Annotated in this window: 19 protein-coding genes; 9 read left to right on the top strand and 10 right to left on the bottom strand. The window is 60.7% G+C overall.

The annotated features are described in order from the left end of the window. Nucleotides 1–67 precede the first annotated feature (67 nt). Nucleotides 68–1,921, bottom strand: a complete 1,854-nt coding sequence (locus AC0NIH_RS29355; RefSeq protein WP_473469127.1) for a polysaccharide biosynthesis/export family protein — start codon at nt 1,919–1,921, stop codon at nt 68–70. A gap of 516 nt (nt 1,922–2,437) precedes the next feature. Between AC0NIH_RS29355 and AC0NIH_RS29350 the strand changes: the two genes are divergently transcribed. The 6 genes from AC0NIH_RS29350 (at nt 2,438) to AC0NIH_RS29325 (ending at nt 7,517) form a co-directional block, all read left to right on the top strand. Beyond that, the gene (locus AC0NIH_RS29350) at nt 2,438–3,235 is read left to right on the top strand and encodes a LuxR C-terminal-related transcriptional regulator (RefSeq protein WP_287277534.1); all 798 of its coding nucleotides are present in this window, start codon (nt 2,438–2,440) and stop codon (nt 3,233–3,235) included. Nucleotides 3,236–3,809: 574 nt separating this feature from the next. Then, nucleotides 3,810–5,207: a coiled-coil domain-containing protein gene (locus tag AC0NIH_RS29345; RefSeq protein WP_473468555.1), complete on the top strand. Its 1,398-nt coding sequence runs from the start codon at nt 3,810–3,812 to the stop codon at nt 5,205–5,207. Between the two features lie 360 nt (nt 5,208–5,567). Next, nucleotides 5,568–5,771: a CsbD family protein gene (locus AC0NIH_RS29340; RefSeq protein ID WP_023768098.1), complete on the top strand. Its 204-nt coding sequence runs from the start codon at nt 5,568–5,570 to the stop codon at nt 5,769–5,771. Nucleotides 5,772–5,869: 98 nt separating this feature from the next. After that, nucleotides 5,870–6,112 (top strand): hypothetical protein, encoded by a 243-nt coding sequence (locus AC0NIH_RS29335; RefSeq protein WP_023780207.1) that lies wholly within the window; start codon nt 5,870–5,872, stop codon nt 6,110–6,112. Between the two features lie 582 nt (nt 6,113–6,694). Next, nucleotides 6,695–7,000: a hypothetical protein gene (locus AC0NIH_RS29330; RefSeq protein WP_287276932.1), complete on the top strand. Its 306-nt coding sequence runs from the start codon at nt 6,695–6,697 to the stop codon at nt 6,998–7,000. 91 nt (nt 7,001–7,091) lie between these two features. Next, entirely contained in the window at nt 7,092–7,517 is a 426-nt protein-coding gene (locus tag AC0NIH_RS29325) for a c-type cytochrome (protein WP_473562741.1), read from the top strand. On the opposite strand, the gene AC0NIH_RS29320 is transcribed toward AC0NIH_RS29325, so the two are convergent. From AC0NIH_RS29320 to AC0NIH_RS29280, 9 genes are all read right to left on the bottom strand, one after another. Next, the gene (locus AC0NIH_RS29320) at nt 7,489–8,901 is read right to left on the bottom strand and encodes a c-type cytochrome (protein WP_473468559.1); all 1,413 of its coding nucleotides are present in this window, start codon (nt 8,899–8,901) and stop codon (nt 7,489–7,491) included. The two genes, AC0NIH_RS29325 and AC0NIH_RS29320, sit on opposite strands and share 29 nt — an antisense overlap. Before the next feature lie 2 nt (nt 8,902–8,903). Continuing rightward, nucleotides 8,904–9,245 (bottom strand): hypothetical protein, encoded by a 342-nt coding sequence (locus AC0NIH_RS29315; RefSeq protein WP_023780204.1) that lies wholly within the window; start codon nt 9,243–9,245, stop codon nt 8,904–8,906. Between the two features lies 1 nt (nt 9,246). Continuing rightward, nucleotides 9,247–9,849, bottom strand: a complete 603-nt coding sequence (locus tag AC0NIH_RS29310) for a cytochrome c oxidase subunit 3 (protein WP_023780203.1) — start codon at nt 9,847–9,849, stop codon at nt 9,247–9,249. Beyond that, nucleotides 9,846–11,783, bottom strand: a complete 1,938-nt coding sequence (ctaD, locus tag AC0NIH_RS29305; protein WP_473468483.1) for a cytochrome c oxidase subunit I — start codon at nt 11,781–11,783, stop codon at nt 9,846–9,848. The genes AC0NIH_RS29310 and ctaD overlap by 4 nt, the downstream gene beginning before the upstream one ends. Then, nucleotides 11,780–13,120: a cytochrome c oxidase subunit II gene (gene coxB, locus AC0NIH_RS29300; protein ID WP_473562740.1), complete on the bottom strand. Its 1,341-nt coding sequence runs from the start codon at nt 13,118–13,120 to the stop codon at nt 11,780–11,782. Before coxB ends, ctaD begins: the two co-directional genes overlap by 4 nt. Then, nucleotides 13,015–13,893 (bottom strand): cytochrome c oxidase assembly protein, encoded by an 879-nt coding sequence (locus tag AC0NIH_RS29295; RefSeq protein WP_473468487.1) that lies wholly within the window; start codon nt 13,891–13,893, stop codon nt 13,015–13,017. Before AC0NIH_RS29295 ends, coxB begins: the two co-directional genes overlap by 106 nt. 58 nt (nt 13,894–13,951) lie before the next feature. Further along, the gene (locus tag AC0NIH_RS29290) at nt 13,952–14,914 is read right to left on the bottom strand and encodes an alpha/beta fold hydrolase (protein WP_473468489.1); all 963 of its coding nucleotides are present in this window, start codon (nt 14,912–14,914) and stop codon (nt 13,952–13,954) included. 22 nt (nt 14,915–14,936) lie between these two features. Next, the gene (locus AC0NIH_RS29285; RefSeq protein ID WP_473468490.1) at nt 14,937–16,691 is read right to left on the bottom strand and encodes a thiamine pyrophosphate-dependent enzyme; all 1,755 of its coding nucleotides are present in this window, start codon (nt 16,689–16,691) and stop codon (nt 14,937–14,939) included. A 105-nt stretch (nt 16,692–16,796) separates the two neighbouring features. Next, a complete protein-coding gene (locus AC0NIH_RS29280) occupies nt 16,797–17,795 on the bottom strand; it encodes an ATP-dependent DNA ligase (protein WP_473468492.1) in 999 nt (332 codons plus the stop codon). 277 nt (nt 17,796–18,072) lie between these two features. On the opposite strand from AC0NIH_RS29280, the gene AC0NIH_RS29275 reads away from it, so the two are divergent. The 3 genes from AC0NIH_RS29275 (at nt 18,073) to AC0NIH_RS29265 (ending at nt 20,763) form a co-directional block, all read left to right on the top strand. Next, nucleotides 18,073–18,627 (top strand): LysE family translocator, encoded by a 555-nt coding sequence (locus AC0NIH_RS29275; protein WP_245272793.1) that lies wholly within the window; start codon nt 18,073–18,075, stop codon nt 18,625–18,627. 271 nt (nt 18,628–18,898) lie between these two features. Continuing rightward, nucleotides 18,899–20,191 (top strand): Nramp family divalent metal transporter, encoded by a 1,293-nt coding sequence (locus tag AC0NIH_RS29270; protein ID WP_473468493.1) that lies wholly within the window; start codon nt 18,899–18,901, stop codon nt 20,189–20,191. An 80-nt stretch (nt 20,192–20,271) separates the two neighbouring features. Beyond that, a complete protein-coding gene (locus tag AC0NIH_RS29265) occupies nt 20,272–20,763 on the top strand; it encodes a hypothetical protein (protein ID WP_473468495.1) in 492 nt (163 codons plus the stop codon). Nucleotides 20,764–20,786 lie beyond the last annotated feature (23 nt).

The following is a 20,786-nucleotide window of genomic DNA, read 5'->3' as shown; positions in this document are numbered from 1 at the left end:
CTCCCACGTCGGCCCGACGAGTTCATTCACGCAGACCGTGCCGTGCAGAACAGTTTCCTTGCGGCCATCAATTCGGACCGATTGGCTGCTCCGCCACCTCGCTGCCAGGTCCTGCATCGTTGAGAGTGGACCCGGCCGGCGAGCTCTCGCCGGTCAGGGACGAGGTCGAGACCGGCGAACCGCCCAGCGCGTCCGGCTCGCCTTCGGCCACGATTATGTTGACGAGGTCGCCCGGCTGCAACAGGGTCATCCCGGGGGACTCGATGCTGACCGGCCCGGCTGCCGATTGCCGCACGATTTGGTAGGTTACGCTGTTCGCGTTCACAGCCTGGGCGCGGTTCATCGGCAACGTGTCCAGGACGCCTTCGCTGGCGTTCAAGTCGCGCGTGTTGGCTGCGATCTGGGTCTCAGTGGACTCGATCTCAACCTCCAGATCGTTCCTGAGGTCGGCCTGGGTCTGCAACGCCTCAGCCTCCAGCGAAGCAAGGCGCTGCTTGGCCATCGCGTACTGGTTGAGGGCATCCTGCCGACGCTGTTGTGCGTCGGACAACTCGCTCCGGACCTGATCCATCACCGTCATGCTGAGAACGTTGCGATTCACGAGCGTGCGCATGCTGTTGACGCGATCCTCGCGCAGCTTGACGAGCTCGTCGAGCGAGTCCATGTGCCCATACGCGGCAACATCTTGCCTGGCCGCTTCTAGTGCACGCAAGATCGTGCGCTCGCGATCCTTGCGGGTCGTGGCGACGGCCTTGCGCCGGTCGCTCTGCTCGCTGACGAGGTTGGCGGCTTCAGTCGCGCCGGCGAACTCCAGCAACTGGCGCGGGATCTTGGGCGCCGTGCCGTCGCGCTCGGCTTTCAGCACCGCCACGCGGGCGAGCAACTTCGAAATTGCATCGATCGCCCCGCCCCGCCTCTGGGTTTCACGCACGGCTTCAATTTTCTGCCACGGCTCGCCCGGGCTCCGGTCGAGGCCGCCGGCCAGCGCGATGGCGTGCAGGATCGTCATGCCGGGCGCGTACTTGAACGAACCCGAATTCTTGACTGGCCCCAGTACGTAAATGGGCGGGCGCTCCAGCGACAGGATGTTGACCAGTCCTTTGCGGCCCAGCAGTTGTTCGAAGGTAGCCGCCAGGTCGGCCTGTACCTGTTGCGCCGACCGGTTGGCGACCGAAATGGAGCCAAGCAAGGGCATGGAAATCGTGCCGTCCTCTTGGACAGTATACTCGCCGCTCAGCTCCGGACGCTGCACGATACCGCGTAGGGCCGAGGCTGAGGACGCGCCCCCCCATTTGTCTTCTTCGATGTCGACGCGCTCGTAGAACACGACCTTGAGGCGGTCGCCGACGCCGAACTGGCTTCCGGTTGGCAGGTCCGGCGCCGTACTGAGGGGGCGCTGGGCACTGGTGGGAACGGCCGGGACGGCGTTGCGTTCGACCAACGCCACGGCCGACGCATCCGGTCCCGTGCTGAGGGTTTTTGGGCGCTCGGTACTGGTGGGGACGGCAGGGGCGGCGCTCCCCAACGTTACGGCCGACGCACCCGGTCCCAACACGATCGCGCTGGGTTCGGCCGTGGCTCGAACCGGTTGATCTTGCCAGCTGTCGATAGCAGCAGACACCTTTTGCACCACGGCTTCGGAGACATCGTCGACCTTCTGCACCACGGCCCCGGAAACATCCTCGACCTTCTGCGCCGCGGCTCCGGAGGCATCGTTGACCTTCTGCGCCACGGCTCCGGAGGCATCGTTGACCTTCTGCGCCACGGCTCTGGAAACAGCCCCGATGACCTTCCAGTTGATGGGCTCCCAGTTTCTGACCGCGCCCCCTCCCAGGGCGGCGACTCCGGAGAGTCCAAAGACCAGCAGGACGGCCTTTGTCCCCCTGCGGCCGCCGGCCTGTGACGAGGGAGTGACGGGCAAGGAATTGTACTCTGTAGCCATGGCGTGTAGCTTTCACCTTCTGGTGACCATGCCTCCCAAACTGGTCGAGCATGGGTTGACGGAGCAAGACTCTCCTCATCGTGGCCCTTCACCGCCTGCGGCACAACTATCCCTTTGTGGGCACTCCCTATGGATGAAGCACTGACTTGGACGAGCTCGTCCAATGTGCTGCGCTGCAGAAGAACCTCTTTGATGGCAAGGCGATCCAACGCAACGAAGAGCCGCCTGACGACGCAACTGGCACGCGGGAGCGGCATCGCGGGAAACGCGGGAAACCAAGCCCCGGCAACCCTCACTGCCGCGCGTCCAACGCCACGATGGCGGCGCCGTGGCGCCCGCATCATGCCTCCCCAAGGCCACGGGCTTGTGAAACCCGAGTCTCGATGCTGCCCTACGCCTAAGGGCGGTATTTTGGCTTAGGGTTTTCCTAGCGTAACGTTAACGTTAATGCGGTTGGCGCGCCGAGCGCCTTACCGGGCGGGCTGGGGAGCTACGATGACAAAACAATCCTTTGTAACGGTTCTCGTCGGGCCGAGCGAGTTACTCCGAGAGGGCCTTAGTCGAATCTTGGATACAGCAAAGTTTCGTATTCTTTTTTCTGCGGCTTGTGTTCACGATCTTCTGCAGAAGCCGCTACCCCAGCACCGGCCCATCTTACTCATAATGGATGTCGGCGGTACTGATGCAGATGCTGAATTCGCACAGATTGCTCACTTTAAGGCAATTTGTGCGAACAGTCATGTTGTTGTGCTAGCCGATCACTGTCGATCGAGCGATATAGTTTCGGCTTTTCGTGCGGGGGCTGACGCGTATTTGACAAAAGCCGCTCCTTCCGACACGTTCATCAAAGCTCTCGAATTGGTTATGCTTGGACAGATGGTATTGCCTGTGGAACCTTCGGCGTTTATTCAAGATATAAGGCCTGATCTTAAATATGATGCGGTAACCGATGATTTGACAAGCGCGGCTGCTAAAATCGAGAATGTGGAGAGGGGCCTATCGATTTTGTCAAACAGGGAAAAATGTATTCTACGTTGTTTGGTCGAAGGGGAGTCCAACAAAACCATCGCGCGCGAGATTAGAATCGCCGAAGCTACGGTGAAGGTACACGTCAAGGCGATCCTTCGAAAGATTCGGGTTCGCAACCGTACGCAGGCTGCAGTTTGGGCGATGAACCATGGTGTGCTCACTCTCGCGTCTGGCCCGTCAGGGAACGAAAAGATGACAGGTCCGCAAGATCTATTTGAAGGACAGAAGGGGTACCCCTTTCTCGCGAACGCTCATCCGATGTGACCGCTTTATCGGGAGCTGATGAATTCACGCCCAATACCAGGCTCCGCGATGAGGGGATTTATCAAGGAGGCAAAGCAAAGTTTGCTTCCTGGATTTTGGCTCCACGAGGCCCGAATCGAAACGGTCGAGGGCGGAGAAATTCGACCAACTGGATGCAGTCCTGGTCGGACCGGCGAGGAAGCCAACTCCACGAAGGGCAGATGGTTCCCGACACAGGCTTCGGGTTGCTGAACGGGCAGCACAAGAGTTTGGATACGATTGAGTACGCTATGAACTGGGTGGGCAGATACACGTCCTCTTCGATTTCATCCTGCGGCTGCTAAGGGCATTTGCGGCGGCGGTGTAGGCAGCCTGAATGTCGCCCAGGGCCTGAACAAATAGCCAAAGCACGACAACCCTCGAGCTCCTCAGACTGGTGCTGCGCCTCGCCACGCTGATCTCGTCCATTCGGCCGGCTTGGTCGGGATCGGCCATGGCAGCCGCCTCTTTCGGAATGGAAGGTGATGCGATACATTAGCAATTCGTTAAGTGTGCCCGGAGGCCAGCCTAAGGTGAGCGTAAGGGGTGTGTCGTGGTGAGTTTCAAATCTCTAATCAAGCGGGCCGAGAACGTAGACAAGGAATTTCAGGAATTCCAATCGGACCTGGCCGAAGCAATCGAGGACTGCCTTTCGACCGATGGGCAGGGTTCGGAAGGTGCGGAAGTGCCGGCAAACACTGGCCCTGCTGAGGGCGAAAGCGACGCGCCGTCCGTGAGGTTGACACCGCACACACAGACCCGGCTTGCTGCCCTGGAGGCCGTCGCCGGGCTTTTCCGGGACGGGCAAGGCCACCTGGAAGAGATCGAAACCAGATTGGCCGAGATAGCCACCGCGCATCGCATGACGCGCGAGATTCTGAACGTCCTGCATCGCGATACCCTAAGGGCCAACGAGTTGGAACTGGCCAATGTCGCTTTGACCACGGAACACAAGTCCTTGTCGGAACAATTGCTCGACACCGGCCGCAAGCTGCGCGAACTCGACCGTGCAGCCGAGGTCTGGCAACAGCGCGAGGCCGGCATAGTCCAGGACCGCGAGTCGCTGCGTACAGCGCTTGCGAAGGCACGGCTCGAGCTGGTGGAAATGGGCCATGAGAGTGCAAGGCGCGAAACGCAGTTCGGCGAGATCGTCAATGCCCTGACCGTCAAAACCGTGGAGGTCGACAGACGCGCAAGCGAGAACAAGCTGCTGCGCGAAAAGCAGGTCGGCCTTTCCGTCGAGCTCGAGCAGGCGCAAAAGCGGGAGACCGAGGCTCGGCATAAACTGGACGAGTTCGCGGCAACTCACGCCAACGAAAGCGCGCACATAGCCGAGCTGTTGGCGCAACTTGGCAGGCACGAGAAGGAAGGAGCCCGGCTGCAGAAGTCACTGGAGACCACGCATGCCAAGCTCGCCGAGGCAACCGAGGCGGCCCGCATCGTGGAAAGCGACAGCGCTGGCGAACGGGCGCGCGCCCACGCGGAGATGCGCGGGCTGCGTTCCGAGATAGAGGAGTTGCGATCGAGGCTGGAGAAGGAAACCAACAACAGCAGCGAAACCTCCGCCGAGATCACCCTGCTCAGAACCCAGGTTAACGATTTCGCGACCGAGCGCCGGATCGCGGAGGAAAGGCTTGTCGCCCTCAAAACCGAGAGCGAAGGCGACAAGAAAAACCTGTCGGCGGTCAGCACCAACCTATCGGAGCTTTCATTGCAACTGGCTTCAGACCAGATACAGCTCGATATCCAGAGGCAGGAATGCGAAGATCTGCGCGCCGAGATCGTGACCCTTGACGCGCGCATTAAGGAATTGCTGCCCTACGAGCGGTTGCACCGAGTGACCGACGCGAGATCGCGCAAAGACGCTGTGTTGCCCACAAATGGACATATCGTCGAAGCGGCGCCGCGCGCGAGGCGCACATCCCGACGTCAGATGCGCGCTAATGCCGGGTAGCGCAACGCCCGGAACCGGTGTCGCTGCGGGAACATCGCTCAGCCGAAGAGCTTGGTCACAAAGCCGCTGAACCAGGCGTGGTGCGCTTGCGTGGAAACGAACAATATTTGGCAGTAATTTCAATGCGTTATAAGGTTATTCAAACAATCGAGTGGGAATGATTCACACCCACTCAAACGCCGCCGAAACACGCCGATCTGCGACGTAACTATCTGATAACGAATATAAATCCTATCAAGAACAATAAGCGACAATTGGTACGCAGAGATTGGCTCTGACGGACCTCCCTGTTTCCAGGAACATACTTGCCTGGATTGCGTTTCCTATTCCGGACCTTTCGGAAACAGGGAGAACGGTGTGATGGACTGGAACCGCGTGGAAGGAAACTGGAAACAGGTGAAAGGCAAGGTCAAGGAGCAGTGGGGTAAACTCACCGACGATGACCTTGACCGCATCGCCGGCAAGCGCGATCAGCTCGAAGGCAAGATCCAGGAGCGTTACGGCATCGAGAAGGATCGTGTGCGGCGCGATGTCGATGATTGGTACAGCCGGCAAGGTTGGTAGGCGTCAGACCTTGTGCGCCGGCGGTCGCCGCGCCTTTGTAGCGCTCCAGGTGGAACAATATACCGACATCGAAATTCTCCTATCAAAGGAGGCGAGTGATGGAACTCATTGATACTCGGGTGCTCCACCAAGCAGGAGCCGACTGGGTCGAATTCCATGGAGAAGGCGGCGAGTCCGTCAGAGTGACGCTTGCCGCCGGCGACAGGAACCGGACAGACGACGAAATCATAAATGCCGCCAAAGCCGTGCTGGTGCAGGTCGCGACATTCGGCATGGCGGACGAACAAGCGAATGCCCGCGCGCCACAGGCTCCGGCATTCACCCTTGCCAGGCAGAACTGACATGGACCTGTTTAGACGTGTTGTTGAATTCTTCGGAAGGACGCGGTCGCCTCAAGCCTCCGGTGACATGCTCACACAGACGGGAGCTGGCCCAGCTGTTGCGGCCCACTCAAAGGATGCGGCCTCGAACACCCCGACAGGCCACAATCCGCTGGCCACGGCAAAGAAAGCACGGGTCGAAAGACGGCGACACGGGCTGCTGGACGTTGATTGACACCGCGTCGGGCACAAGCCCGAGGCGCATCTTAGGCGGAATTCGTAGCAAGGAATCGTGCAGTGGCAGAAAACCTTTCGCGAGAGAAGGAGCAACAGGGTACCAGGAGGTTAATGATGTGGGCGGTCGCGGCTGTGGCCGTGATCTTTATAGTTCTGCTCGCTCTGTTCGTGTTCGGCCCTTGGGCGTGATTTGGTGACTTGGCTGTCTTCCTGCCGATCCGACAGGATCGTCGCGCTTCGCGACATTAGGAGCGTGGGAAGAGACGCGATCCTTCCGAGAATTTCGCTCAATGCGATTTCAGCCGGAACAAGTCGGGAGGCGGCCGGTTTGGTGGAGGCAATACGCACAACCCAAGGAGACCCACCATGACCATCAAACTTCTCTCCGCCACTGCGCTTGCACTCGCACTGGCAACATCTGCAATGGCCCAGTCGAACGCTTCTGGCTCCAACAACGGGTCGGGCTCGACGGCCGGAACTGCGAATGGTGCCACCACCGGCTCTGGTTCTGGCTCCGGGGCATCGACCACGCCCGTTGACCCGAACGCGACGAATTCGACAACCAATTCGAACGGCATGACCGACCGCTGTAAGGATGCCGCGGGCAACGACACCGACAACAACACCGCCTCCGGCACCACGACATCGAACATGCAGAACTGCAACAAATGAGCCGGTGCCTTAGAGCGCTGCCGGACGCCCCCTCTTGCGACTTGGCGAAGATCCGGCAGCGTTTTTGCGGATGCAATAGCGGCAGACGCAGATGAGCCGAGAGGCCGTCGGGCAAGCGCCACCCCTACTCTTGTGGGCGGCAGGCACATCAGCGGCGGCCGTCATTGCTTTGACCGTCTGCGCCATCGGATCGGTCCGCGACAACAATTTGCGTGAAACCACCATCGTGCAGGCCATAGGCGGCGACCCTGAACGGGCCGTCCCGGCAATGATCCGCAACGGCTGTGGCGGATGTCACGAAATCCCGGGGGTGCCCGGTGCCCGTGGTACCGTCGGTCCGTCCCTGCAAGGCGTCGTCGAAAGAAGATATATCGGGGCGTCGCGAGCCCCCCCGGATGCGATGATGCAATGGATCAGCAGGGCGCGGGACGTAGACCCGAAGACGGCCATGCCCAATACAAATCTGTCGCCTCAAGAGGCGCGTGACATTACCGCCTATCTTTATGCGCGAACATAAGGCGCGCCGAAGTCATCCCACGGTGCAGGCGTCTTGCCAGCAGAAGCAGCAGCCCAAGCATCAACACGGCGCCGCCCACCACGAGTGATTGAGCCGTCAGGACCATGATTGTCTGGCTTGTTGTCGAGCCTGCCCGCATCTGTCGTACATCGGCCGCGGTGACGCTGAGGTCGGGATTTCCGAACCGAGCGGTGACGTAATTTGCAAGGGCTGCCACCTGGCCATCGTCCAGCCAGCCGCTGAAGGCCGCCATTGATTTGCGCCCCGCGACGTCACCAGCCTTGATGCCTTCAAGGATCGTCATGACGACATTCTCAGGCGTGGCTGCGCCGAGGGCGGTGTTGTGGATCAATGAGGGATAGGACCCGTCAGGTGATCCGCTTCCATTCATCCCATGGCATCCCGAACAGAGCGACCGATAGAGAGTATCGCCGTCTGTGCTCCCGCTGCCCTGCGTCTTGGCTCCATCACCGCCGGCGGTCACGGGCGCATCGCCCCACGAGAAACGCGGCTGTCGCTCGTCTCCCGGTTGAGCGGGCACATCCCTGAGGTAGGCGACCATGGCGTGGATGTCTTCATCGGAAAGGTGTTGCAGGCTGTTCATGACTGTCTCCGCCATCGGACCGCCCGCATAGGCCTTCCCAGGCACAGCGCCGGTTTTGAGAAATCGAAACAGCTCCTCATCGCTCCAGCCGCCCACGCCCGCGATCTTGTCACCGGTGATGTTGAAGGCTTGCCAGATGCCGGCGGTGCCGCCGGCAAGCTTGCGATTTTCATCCATGCCGAATGTCGTATTTCGCGGCGTGTGGCAGGCACCGCAGTGGCCGAGCACCTCGACAAGATAGGCGCCTCTGTTCCATCCGGCGGTTCGGCTTGCATCCAGCGTAAAATTGCCGGTGTGCAAGTTCGCGAGCTTCCACAACACAAGGATCCAGCGCTGGTTGAATGGAAAAGGTAGGATGTTTTGTGGCCGCGGCTGCGAGATCGCTGGCTGCGCCAACAGATACGCCCGGACTGCGAGCACGTCTTCGCGGCTCATTGCGGCGAAGCTGTCATAGGGCATGGCGGGATAGAGATCGGCTCCGTCGCGCCTGATACCTTTCTGGACGGCTCGCACGAACTCGTCCGCGGAATAGCGTCCGATGCCTGTGTCCGGATCCGGTGTGATGTTGGTGGAATACACATCGCCAAACGGTGTCGGCACGCGATAGCCACCGGCGAACGGGCGGCTCGGATTCGATGTATGGCAGCCTACGCAATCGGCGGCCCTGGCGAGATATTCGCCTTTCTGGATTTCGTTCGCCCACAATTGCGTGCAAAGCGTCAACGATGCCAGGAAGACCGCGACCGCCTGAGAGGTTACGCCCGGGGTCCCCCTCGGCATCGTCACAGTTCGCACCCGCTGAAGATCAGCCCTGCCACCAATTGCGCCAGCAAGATAAGCGTAAACAGCGCCCCGATACCCACCGAAGCCTTGGCCAGAAACGCGCGCGTCCGCGCCTTCGAGGGTGGGCTTCTACCGTGCCTTCGGTCGTGAACGGCGCGCCACGACAGCAGCGCGCCCGCCATTGCGGCAGCGGCGCCTATCAATGAGAACAAGGCAGTGGGACGAAAGCCGGCGTGGCATTGCCAGAATGCAATCGAATAATCGAGCTGCAGCGTTATTGCCCATGCAACTGGTCCACTGACCAGGCCTGCCCAGGAAACGCCGGTACGGATCGCCTGCATCTCACATCCTTGGAGCCCAATAGATAACAAGATAGAGCACGACCCATGAGACGACCACGAAGTCCCAGTAGAAGGCATTGTCCGAGACGTCGCTGAAGCGGCGGCCCGCCTTGCCTTGTTGCGTGAACATGAGAACCGCTAGGACGATCGTGTCGCCGACATCGGTAAGAAGATGCGTCGTATGCAGGCCGAGCAGGAACCAGACGATCGATCCGTAAGCGTTCTGATCCCATGAGATCCGCAGCGCCGGAAATTCCCAGATGCGAACGATCAGCGGAAGAATTCCGACGATCGACATGACGACCACGCCGAGGCGAACCTTCGCGAGATCCTGACGGCGCGCCCAAAGTTCGACGAGGTGGTTGGGCACGATGCTCGCAACCAGAATGACCAATATCGCCGTGCCCGGCAGCAGATCTGGCGCCGGCGCTCCGATCGGCCAATGCGGGGCCAGCACGGCCAGATAGAAATAGGTGCCGATCGCCAAGGCAAAACCTGTTGCCTCGAGAGCAATGAAGGCAAGCGTCCCCCACCACATCGGGCTCGCCGCTCCGAAATCATATGTGGGCAGATGGCTGACGTCGGCTACGGGGCGGTGCTTCATTCCTCGTCCTCCGGTTCGCCTTTGGGCCAGAACCAACAGATGAAGCCGATCGAAACCGGTATCGCGCCCCAGACCACCGCCCATGGCGTGTAGATCGATCCGAGAAATGCGCCGCCAACCGCGATGGCTGACAGCAGCGGCCAGATTGAATTGTCAGCCGATGGCACCCTTACTTGCGGCACCGCGTCGGCGACCGTGCCGGCGAGCACCTCTCGTGCATCGACACGCAGACCTTCGACGACGGGGAGTATATCGGGCTCGGCCCAGAGCGGTTCGCGATGATTTACCACCGGCAGTCGCGAAAAATCATAGGAAGGCGGCGGCGAGGCCGTCGCCCATTCGAGCGTGCTCCCCCCCCAGGGATTGTCTCCGGCAATGCGGCCGTTGCGAAGGCTGAGCAGGATGTTGAGGAAGAAAAGCGCAAAGCCAGCGACCACCACCAGCGACGAGAGGCTGATGAAGAGGTTCATCTCGCCCCAGCCGCTCGCCGGCGGGTAGGTATAGACCCGGCGGGGCATGCCTTGCAGGCCTAGGATGTGCATGGGGAAGAAAGTGAGGTTGAACCCGACGAAGAGCAGCCAGAAATTCCAGCGGCCCAGGCCCTCCGACAACATGCGCCCGGTGATCTTGGGAAACCAGTAATAGACTGCGCCGAGCAGGGGAAAGACGGCGCCGCCGACCAGCACATAGTGGAAATGCGCAACCACGAAGTAGGTGTCGTGCACCTGCAGGTCGAGCGGCACCGAGGCGACCATGACCCCGGTCAGCCCGCCGATCACAAAGGTGAATATGAAGCCGAGCACGAAAAGCATGGGCGTGGCCAAGATCGGCCGGCCGCCCCAGATCGTCGCGATCCAGCAGAAGATCTGAATGCCGCTCGGAATGGCGATCATCATCGAGGAGGCGGTGAAGAAGCTCTCGCCGAGTTGCGGCAGGCCGGTGGCGAACATGTGGTGCACCCACAGTCCAAAGGAAAGAAAGCCGATCGCGACCAGCGACAGCACGATCCCAAGATAGCCGAACACCGGGCGGCGGACGAAGGTCGGCAGGATCGCTGAGACGAAGCCGGTCGCCGGGATGAAGATGATGTAGACTTCGGGATGGCCGAAGAACCAGAACAGATGCTGCCACAGCAACGCATCGCCCCCTGCATTGGGGTCGAAAAACTTCGTGCCGACCAGCCGGTCGAGGATCAGCATCGTGCTCGACACCATCACCGCGGGCATGGCGAACAGGATGACGAAAGCCGTGACGAGGACCGACCAGACGTAGAGCGGGATGCGGTCGAGCGACATGCCCGGCGCGCGCTGTTTGAACACCGTCGCGATGATCTCCACCGCGACCGCGAGTGCGGACACTTCGGTATAGGTCACCATCTGTGCCCAGAAGTCGGGGCGCTTGCCGATACCATATTCGGGTCCGGCGAGCGGCACATAGGAAAACCAACCGGCATCCGCGCCCGTTTCGAAGGCGAAGGCGATCCAGATCATCAGCCCGCCGGACAGATAGACCCAGTAGCTGAAGGCATTGAGCCGCGGAAAGGCGACGTTGCGGGTGCCGATCATCAACGGCACCAGGTAAATGGCGAATGCTTCCATAACCGGCACGGCGAACAGAAACATCATCGTCGTGCCATGCATGGTGAACAGCTGATTGTAGAGATCGGGGCCGATGTGGCCGGCCTCGGGCTGGGCAAGCTGGAAGCGCATGGCGAGCGCCGACAGACCCGCAAGGATGAGGAACAGGAAAGCTGTCACGATATAGCGCCGGCCGATCAGCTTGTGATCGACCGTGACCAACCAACCGTAAAAGCCTTTCGGCGTTCGCCAGGCATGCGCCAGAAAGGCCCGCAGCCTCACATCCTCGAGGCCGGTGTCGCGCACACCTTTCAGAACCTGTTCATGCTCGGCTGATTTTCCGGCAGTGCCACTCATTCGAGACTTCCGAGATAGGTGACGACCGCATTGAGATCGTCGGCGCTAAGTGCAATGCGCGGCATCTTGGCCCCGGGCTTCATCGACTGCGGATCGGCGATCCAGGCGGCAAGTGCCCCAGGGGTCATCGCCAGCGTATCCGCCGCCAGCGCGCGTCGGCTTGCGAGATGGCTAAGATCGGGTCCAACCGTTCCGCTGGCAGGCGTACCTCTTATCGTGTGGCAGAGCGCACAGCCGGTGGAAAGAAAGGCTTGCTGGCCACGGCGTTCTTCCTCGCCGGCAGGCGTGGATGCGGCGGTGTTTTGCCTGGATTGCCACGCGTCGAACGCTTCGCGGCTTTCCGCGATGACGGTGATGGCCATATGGGCGTGCTGATAACCGCAGAATTCGGCACACTGGCCACGATAGATGCCAGGCTTGTCGGCAATGAGCGTGAGCTCACTTGGCCGGCCCGGGATGAGATCCCGTTTGCCGGCAAGGCTTGGCACCCAGAAGCTGTGAATGACATCGAGTGAATCGAGTTCGACCTTGACCGGTTCGCCAACCGGGACATGGATTTCATTTGCCGTGACGATCGACTGCGACGGATCGTCTTTGGGATAGCGTACCTCCCACCACCATTGATGCCCGGTGATCCGCACGACAAGCGTTTCCGTTCCGCTCAGCGAAGCAATGGATTTGCCCGCGAAGAAACTCGCCGTCGTCAAAATGATGAGCACCAGAACGGTCAACGCCGTGGCGCCGCCGACAGCGTGGGTAAACCGGCGTTCCTGGCGGGGATCGATCTCATGCGCTGAGCACGCCCTGTCCGCCAGGCGGCGCCGCAAAAGCGCTGCTCCCAAGGCGAGCATGACAAGCAACCATGTGCCCGCCGCAACCGCGCTGAAGGACCAGATCAGATCAAATATCTTTCGGGCATTTGCGCCATGCGGATGGAGCGCGGATTGCCAGTCGCTGCATCCTGCCAGAACCAGCGTTGGCGCAATGCCGATCCAGCTCGAGACCTGTTTTGGATGGGCGGCCTTTGCTTCAACGCGGCGAGCCGAGCCGCCGCCGGACGGGATTTGCGTTGGGCAGGCGAAGGCAGGCGACAGCGATGTGCGTGTCCGCTTGCGAAAGCGGGCCAACGGACTCATGCACCTTGCCATAAAGGCTCCACCATCGTTGCCAAAGCCATAACGCGACTGATTGCAAAAGGATGCTTGGCAATACCGTCCGCCTGAGCGCGGCTTCAGATGTTGCGCATCGCCGACGTTTGTCGCCGCCCGCTTGTGCGAATCCAGTAAGCGGCCAAGAAGAGTGCGGCTCCGCCATAGATCAGACCGGCGGGGATCCACATCATCAGGCCTGCAAGTTGCTGATCCTCAAGCGGGCTGAGACCCCACAATTGCGAGCCCACGGCATTTTCCGGGTACCACAGCCTGGGCGACACGACGAGCAACGCCCCGAGCAGGCCGGTGTGAAGCGAGGTGAAGAAAAGATGCGCGACCGCACCGCCACCGTCTTGCTCGCGGCCAGGGCGAGGCAGCAGCACCCACCAGAACAAGAGCCCGGTGCCAAGGAAACTCGCGTGCTGGGCATAGTGCAGGAAGCCCTGCTGGAGGGCAGCCTCGAACAGCAACGGGACATGCCAAACCCATATCGCGGCTCCATGCAGGACGGTCGCGACCACAGGGCGGCTGATGAACGCCCAGATTACCCGAAGCACGTTTGCATGCCCGGCCGCGCCGAACGCCTGGCGCAGTTGCGCCGGCAGTGCCCACATCATCGCCGCCATCGGGCGGGAAGCGACCAGCAGAGGCGCTGCGAGCGCCATCAGCAATTCATGCTCGATCATATGAGCCGCAAACACACGTTCGCCCAACGCATGGATCGGGCTTACAAGTGCCAACGCCAACGCGGCCCAGCCAGCAGAAAACAGCAAGGCCTGCCTCGATCGCAACGGGCGTCCGCGCTTGCTGCTTCGACGCCACAGCCGGCTGGCACCCGCGATATAAAGGGACATGACCGCCAGGAGCGGTAATGTGATGGGGAGCGCCAGTGTCCAGCCAGCCTGGGGCGCGCCGTTGCCATAGCAAATGGAGGTCGAGAAGAGCGCGTCGAAGCTCATGGTCCGCACCCGTCACAAGGGCCGTCACAAGGAAAGGCACCGGAGCTGGACTGCCGGCTCATCTGGAAAGATCGAGGATCGCCCGCGCGAAAGCCTGTGGAGCTTCTCGCGGAACGAAGTGTCCCACATCAGGGAGAAGGCGGCGTTCATAGCCTGCGGTAAAGTATTTTTCCTTGCCTTCAGATGTGATCGGCAGATTGTCGCCGTCATCGGCACCCTGCAGCATGAGTGTCGGAACGGCAATGCTGGGAGACTCGGCCAGGCGCCGTTCCACATCCTCGTGTTCGGGGGCGCCCTTGGCGTCATGCCAGCGCTGACGATAGGCGTGGAGGCTGATCTCGGCCCAGTCGGGGTTGTCGAGCGACGTTGCCATGGCATCGAACTCGGCGTCCTGTTCCGGCCATCGCGGCGACCAGCTTTCCCAGAGATATTTGCAGAGCCGTCTGCGGTCTTCGCGGTATGCCTTTTCTCCTTGCGTGGTGGAAACAAACCACTCGTACCAATATGTTTTTGCCAGGTCGTAAGGCATCTCGGTCGGCGACATGGCGGTGGCATAGCCTGCCGAGGCGGCGACAAGGCTGGCCACGCGCTTGGGGAACAGGGCCGCGACGCCATAGCCCGCACGCGCCCCCCAGTCATAGCCGGCGAGCAGAACGTCGCTCAGGTTCAGCACTTCCAGGAATTGCGACAGATCAAGCGTAAGGGCTGCGATGGCGCCGCTACGCATGAAGGAACTCTGCAAAAATCGCGTCGGACCAGAGCCGCGAAGATAGGGCGCGTAGATACGAAAATTCCGATTGTCCAGAGTCTCGATCACTTTGTCCCAGCAGCTGATGTCATCGGGCCAGCCATGCACGAGCACAAGTGGTCTTCCATCCGTTGGTCCTGAGACCTCGTAGCCAATATCCAACTCACTCGTTCGGCAACTGAGCAGCGATCCTCGTCGCGTGTTTGCCGACCTCCCGTACGAGCCAAATCGGGCCGCTTCGGCCGTTTGCACCTTCTCGACGACTTCGGTCATGTCTCCTTCCGTGCCCTCTGCCTTAGGCATCCATCATCGACTTCGCCGGCTCCCGGGCGATATTTTCCTCGATGCGTTCGCGGCCGGGGGTCTGTGGCAACGCCTGGCGGAAATTCTTGGCGTAGTCGGGCGGCATTTTGGGCGGCATCAGCGGCTCATAGGCATCCACCACCGCTTCGATCACGACCGGACCCTCGGCGGCGAAAGCCTCGTCGAGAACCGTCTCGATCTGATCCGCGCGTTCGATGCGAAAACCCCTCGCGCCCATTGCTTCCGCCGCCTTGGCAAAGTCGATCGGCTGCAATTCGCAACCGAATTGCGGGTTTCCCAAGAACATCATCTGCTCCCAGGCTATCTGATTGAGCATGTTGTTCTTGATGACCAGAAGCTTCAGCGGGATCTTGTAGCGCACCGCCGTTGAGAATTCGCCGAGTTGCATGGCAAAGCCGCCGTCGCCGACGATCGCGGCGACCGGCCGGCCGGGAAAAGCTATGCCGGCAGCGATGGCGTAGGCGAGGCCGCAAGCCATGGATGCAAGGGATCCGGAAACACCAAACGCTTGACCGTCGCGAAGATCGACATGGCGGGCGGCAAGCTCCGTGTTCTGACCGGAATCGGTGGCCAGCACCGTGTCGTCGGCCAGTCTTTGTCCGAACGCGCGGGCAACGGCTTGCGGTTTCAACGGCTGCGCCTCCGCGTCTTCCGACTGCCTCATCATCTCGCGCCATCTCGTCATGGTCGCCTGGCACCGTTGCAGGAATTCATCGGAGGGCTTCTGTGTCAGGCGCTGGTTGAGCGCACGCAATGTCTCGGCCGCATCGCCGACAAGACCAGCCTCGACCGGAAAGCGCAGCCCGATCCGCTGCGCATCGCAGTCGATCTGGACACCACGGGCCTGCCCGGGCTTCGGATAGTATTCAATGTAGGGGAAAGTGGAGCCGACGATCAGCACCGCGTCGCAGGTCTCCATCGCCTCTTGCGACGCCAGCGTTCCCAGGATGCCGATCCCGCCGGTCGTGTAAGGATGATCGTCCGGCAGCACCGCCTTGCCCAGCAAGGCTTTTGCGACGGGCGCCTGCAGCAGGCGCGCCGTGTCTTCGAGCTCGGCGGCCGCGCCGATGGCGCCGCGTCCGGCCAGGATCGCCACCCGCGAAGCGCCGTTGAGAATGGCGGCGGCCTTGTCCAGCTCGACGTCCAGCGGCATGTTGTGGCCGGCGAACATGTCCTGCGGCGTGTGTGCCGGGCGATTGCGCTTGGAGCGCTTCGACGCAGCGTCCTGCTGCTCCTGGACGTCGCTGGCGATCGACAGATGGGCGACGCCCTTGCGCGCCAGAGCGGTTCGGCAAGCGAGACTGGCGACGTTCTCCATATGCGCAGCATCGGCAACATGAGCGTTGTAGACGGCAACATCGTTGAAGACGCGCGTCAGATCGACATCCTGTTGCGTGAAGGTCTCGATCAGATCGTGGAACTGCATGCCCGTGATCGCCAGCACCGGAGCCTGGTCGAGCTTGGCATCGTAGAGGCCGGTCAGAAGATGCGTTCCGCCGGGCCCGGAAGTCGCCAGGCAGACGCCCAGCTTGCCTGTCCACTTGGCATAGGCGCATGCCATGAATGCAGCCGATTCCTCGTGCCGGACCTGAACGAAGGCTATTTTGTCGCGCCGGGTGCGCAGCGCCTCCATGACGCCGTTTATGCCGTCTCCCGGCAAGCCGAACACAACCTCTACGTTCCAGGCGACCAGTGTATCGACGAGAATTTCTGCTGCGTTTGGCATGTCAGGATGGCTCCAGTGGATGATGTCCGAACCGGTGAATCCCGAGTTGGTTCCTTCGTCACAAGAAATCGTGACATGTTTCTGAAAGCGAGTTCCCGGGAATGTCTATTCGATCTGCTCGAACGTGCATTGCCGTGGCGCCTTGTCGGGCCGCCAGCGAAGCAGCTTGGTCCCGTGGCGGAACCGGTTGCCGGTGACGTGGTCGAAGCGAACCTCCACCACAAGTTCAGGTTTCAGAGGTTCCCATTGTCCGCTGCGCTCCGTGCTCCAGCGGCTCGGGCCGCCAGGCGCCTTGCCGGTGAATCCGGGCGCTGATCGCAGTCCCTCGAGCTGGCGCGTGAGCGCTCCTCTGTCGCTTCTGGCGATGGTCGACGTGAATCCGACATGATCGAGCTTGCCGTCGTCATTGTAGAGGCCGAGGAGCAGCGAGCCAACCTCACGGCTCTCCGCGAGGTAACGAAAGCCGCCGACAACGCAATCGGCGGTGCGCCTCGGCTTCACCTTCACCATCGCACGTTCGCCGCACAGATAATGGTCATCGAGCATTTTGGCGACGATGCCGTCGGTCGATGCATGGCCGGCTCCCTTTAGCCATCGTGCCGCCGTCGCTGCATCATAAGTGCACTTCGACAGACGAAGATCTGGATTGTTCGAGGAGGTTACGAAATCCTCGATGGCTCTTCGCCTTTCAACAAGGGGTTGGCCCGTGATGATCTCGCCGCCCGGCCTGGCAAGCATGTCGAAGAGGATCAGGGTGGCAGGCGTCTGCGAGCTCAATTTGCGGATTCTGCTTTGTGCTGGGTGAAGTCGCATCTGCAGTGCCTCGAAGGAAAGCTCACCGTCAATCTCGATGACGATCTCGCCGTCGATGACGAAATGCCCGCGCTTGAGGTCGCGCAACACCGTCGTGATCTCTGGAAAGTAGCGGCCGAGCGGCTTGCCGGATTTCGCGCGCAGCTCAACCGCATCCTCACTCTTGAAAGCCAAACAACGAAATCCGTCCCATTTGGGCTCGTATTGCCAGCGGGCCTCATCCTCGGGGATCGCGTCGGCAAGCTTGGCTTCCATCGGGGAGGTATCCAGCGGGAGTGGAAAGGCGGTCATCGCTTTATGTCCCGATCGGGCCTCCAAAACCGGTTCTGGCGGAATCCCTGCCTTTCAACTTCGAGGGTCGGCCCTGCGTTCCATGCATCGGTTCGTGCCAAAGCCTCGAAATTCTTCGCAACGGGATTTTCGATTGCCGTCGGAACCTGGTGACGGCTGACGGCTTTGATATTCGGCAGCGCGTATGGAGATGCCCATCGATCCCTCTTTATGGATAGCTTTCGTCGGAACCGTCATTCTCATGCAGGCGCCGCCAGGCCCCGACAGCATGCTGGTGATGGCTCGCGGCATCGGGCAGGGGCGCAGCGTGGCCCTGTTCACGGTGCTGGGCATGACACTGGGCGCCGGACTGGTGCAACTTCCGCTGGTTGCCTTTGGCCTGTCCTCGCTGGTCCGCGCCTCGCCGCTGGCGTTCAACCTGCTTCGATGGGCTGGCGCGGCCTATATCGTTTGGCTCGGGTTCCGGCTGCTGCTTTCATCCTCGGCAGCGATACCCGCGGATGGCGTCAGGCCGCTGCGGCCGCTTGCCGCCGCCCGCGAAGGCATGATCGCCAATCTGAGCAACCCTTGGCCTTTGATGTTCATGGTTGCGTTCCTGCCGCAATTTGTCGATCCGCATAGGGGCTTCGTCACGTTGCAACTGGTACTGCTCGGCGCGACGCAGAAGATAACCGGGGTGCTCGTATTGGGGACCTATGCGCTTGCATCGGGCGCGATCGGCGCGTGGATCATGCGGCACCCTCGTGCAAGACTTTGGCAGCAGCGCCTCGCCGGCTTTTTCATCATTGGCCTTGGCGTGCGGATGGTGATCGGTGGCAGCACGAGCCGATGACGAAACGAATGAACCGCTTTTCGCCCCCTGATTAGTGGCATCGACGCCAGCGTTCTCCAGAATAGAGGCGTGCGTTTGCCGTGATTTTCGGCGCTAACGAAAGAGCCGCGTCAGACGAGATCGCGCTCGTCGCAACAGCGCTCTCCAGGAACAAAAAGCCTGACCAAAGGTTCGAGCCTCGTCTTAACGCAGCTTCAAACCTGCTTTGTGAGCATCCGGCTGGAATGTTGGTCATGACTTTTTGCGTGCCTTTGACAAAAATGCGCTTCCAATGAGCGGGCCACCTGATGCGGGCCAAAGGGCAGGCGAACGAAAAGAAGGCGGTGTGGTCCGGGCTCTCGGGCTGGGACTGATCACCGGGGCAGCCGACGACGACTGTTCGGCCATTGGCACCTACGCAAGTGCCGGGGCTCGGTTCGGGCCCGACCTGCTGTGGACGGCACCCCTCACGCTGCCGATGATGTATCTCGTCGTCTATCTTTCCTCCAAACTTGGTCAGGTTTCCGGCCGTGGGCTTTTCAAGGCCATATCCGATTTCTACCCACGTTGGCTGCTATGGTCTGTGCTGGTGGGGGTACTGATTGGCAATACGATCGAGGCAGCCGCCGACCTTGGTGCGATGTCCGCGGCCATTATCTTGTTCGTTCCTCTGCCTGCTCCGCTGATCGTCATTGCCATTGCGATCGTCATTTTTACCCTGCAGGTGTTCGGATCGTATAAATTGATCCGCAATGTGTTCCGGTGGCTGGCATTGGCTCTGCTCGCCTATGTGGTCTCCGCAGTGCTTGCCAAACCGGATGCGGCCTCGGTCCTGCGCGGCACGCTGTTGCCAAGGATAGAGTTCAGCCGCGAATACCTGTCCATTCTCGTCGCCATCGTCGGGACGACGCTCTCCGCATATCTCTACACGTGGCAGTCCAACCAGGAGGTGGAGGAGGAGATCGCCAAGGGCCGAAAGAGCCTCGAAGAGCGCCAGGGCGCTACTGAGAGCGAACTGCGCCGATCTCGCCGCGATATTCTGATCGGCATGACTTTTTCCAATCTGATCATGTATTTCATCATCCTTTCGACGGGGTCCACGCTCTACAAGGCCGGCCAGACGCAGATCGAGACCGCGGCGCAAGCGGCCGAAGCGCTGCGGCCGCTTGCCGGCGATGCGGCGGCAATTCTTTTTGCGGCCGGCATAATTGGTGTTGGCTTTCTGGCTGTTCCGATCATGACGGCCGGCGCCGCTTTCGATTTCGCTCAGGCGATGGGATGGAAGAATGGCTTGAATGCCAAACCGCGCCAGGCTCCTAAATTCTATATGGCGATCGGGATGATCACGCTTGTGGCCGTCGGGCTCAACTTCTTCGGCTTCAATCCCATGAAAGCTTTGGTCTGGTCGGGCATCGTGCAAGGGTTTTCCACACCGCCCCTCCTGCTTCTCATTCTCATCATGACCAACAACCGCAAGATCATGGGAGACAAGGTCAATAGCACAAGCACGAACATCTTGGGCGGTGTGACGACGCTCGCGATTTTTGCGGCATCGGCGGGACTGGTGGCAAGCTGGTTCCTATAGTTCGCCGCGCGTGAAGGTTCAGGCGTGGTGGAACATCGGCGGTCAAATGTCGTTGAGATGCTTATGAAAGGACGTTGTCCATGTCAAAATTCCAGGCCGCCACTCCGGATCGTCTACGGCAACTCAAGCTTGAAGCCTCGGCTTATTTTACTCCGCTGATGCTGCACGAGGCATTGCTGCGCCTTTCCCACGCCTGTGGAGCTGAAGCCCTTGATCGGTTCGAGAAAGCCATGGTCGACCGGATCGAGGCGACGAAGGACGACCGGGCCGATTTCGAACCAATCAAGGAATTCGCGATCGAGCAGCTTTATGCCTTGGTCCGCGATGCGAAGGATTCGCCAAAAGGGAAACAGTCGCTGGAGAAGATAGACACGCGCAGAACGCCCGGTCGGTCCGAAGAGCCCCAGACGCTCGAGGATCAACTGCAATCGGGCTTGGAGGATTCTTTCCCGGCGAGCGATCCGCCCGCAGTGGTATCCACGACCATTTCAGGCGGAGCAAAGAAGCTGGTCGGAACCGACGAGGTTCTGAAGAAGCAGCGGAAACAGGCGGCTGGAAAGGACAGTCGATGATAGGTGGCCGTGGCAAGCCGTGG

This window comes from Mesorhizobium sp. WSM1386 (genome assembly GCF_055901595.1).
This window is presented reverse-complemented; position numbering and strand designations above follow the sequence as displayed.

What these genes read in the sequence shown, in the direction of transcription:
- AC0NIH_RS29350 (WP_287277534.1), top strand. Translation starts at nt 2,438, where the DNA reads ATGACAAAACAATCCTTTGTAACGGTTCTCGTCGGGCCGAGCGAGTTA.
- AC0NIH_RS29340 (WP_023768098.1), top strand. Translation starts at nt 5,568, where the DNA reads ATGGACTGGAACCGCGTGGAAGGAAACTGGAAACAGGTGAAAGGCAAG.
- AC0NIH_RS29335 (WP_023780207.1), top strand. Translation starts at nt 5,870, where the DNA reads ATGGAACTCATTGATACTCGGGTGCTCCACCAAGCAGGAGCCGACTGG.
- AC0NIH_RS29330 (WP_287276932.1), top strand. Translation starts at nt 6,695, where the DNA reads ATGACCATCAAACTTCTCTCCGCCACTGCGCTTGCACTCGCACTGGCA.
- AC0NIH_RS29325 (WP_473562741.1), top strand. Translation starts at nt 7,092, where the DNA reads ATGAGCCGAGAGGCCGTCGGGCAAGCGCCACCCCTACTCTTGTGGGCG.
- AC0NIH_RS29320 (WP_473468559.1), bottom strand. Translation starts at nt 8,901, where the DNA reads ATGCCGAGGGGGACCCCGGGCGTAACCTCTCAGGCGGTCGCGGTCTTC.
- AC0NIH_RS29315 (WP_023780204.1), bottom strand. Translation starts at nt 9,245, where the DNA reads ATGCAGGCGATCCGTACCGGCGTTTCCTGGGCAGGCCTGGTCAGTGGA.
- AC0NIH_RS29310 (WP_023780203.1), bottom strand. Translation starts at nt 9,849, where the DNA reads ATGAAGCACCGCCCCGTAGCCGACGTCAGCCATCTGCCCACATATGAT.
- ctaD (WP_473468483.1), bottom strand. Translation starts at nt 11,783, where the DNA reads ATGAGTGGCACTGCCGGAAAATCAGCCGAGCATGAACAGGTTCTGAAA.
- AC0NIH_RS29295 (WP_473468487.1), bottom strand. Translation starts at nt 13,893, where the DNA reads ATGAGCTTCGACGCGCTCTTCTCGACCTCCATTTGCTATGGCAACGGC.
- AC0NIH_RS29290 (WP_473468489.1), bottom strand. Translation starts at nt 14,914, where the DNA reads ATGACCGAAGTCGTCGAGAAGGTGCAAACGGCCGAAGCGGCCCGATTT.
- AC0NIH_RS29285 (WP_473468490.1), bottom strand. Translation starts at nt 16,691, where the DNA reads ATGCCAAACGCAGCAGAAATTCTCGTCGATACACTGGTCGCCTGGAAC.
- AC0NIH_RS29280 (WP_473468492.1), bottom strand. Translation starts at nt 17,795, where the DNA reads ATGACCGCCTTTCCACTCCCGCTGGATACCTCCCCGATGGAAGCCAAG.
- AC0NIH_RS29275 (WP_245272793.1), top strand. Translation starts at nt 18,073, where the DNA reads ATGGCTCGCGGCATCGGGCAGGGGCGCAGCGTGGCCCTGTTCACGGTG.
- AC0NIH_RS29270 (WP_473468493.1), top strand. Translation starts at nt 18,899, where the DNA reads ATGAGCGGGCCACCTGATGCGGGCCAAAGGGCAGGCGAACGAAAAGAA.
- AC0NIH_RS29265 (WP_473468495.1), top strand. Translation starts at nt 20,272, where the DNA reads ATGTCAAAATTCCAGGCCGCCACTCCGGATCGTCTACGGCAACTCAAG.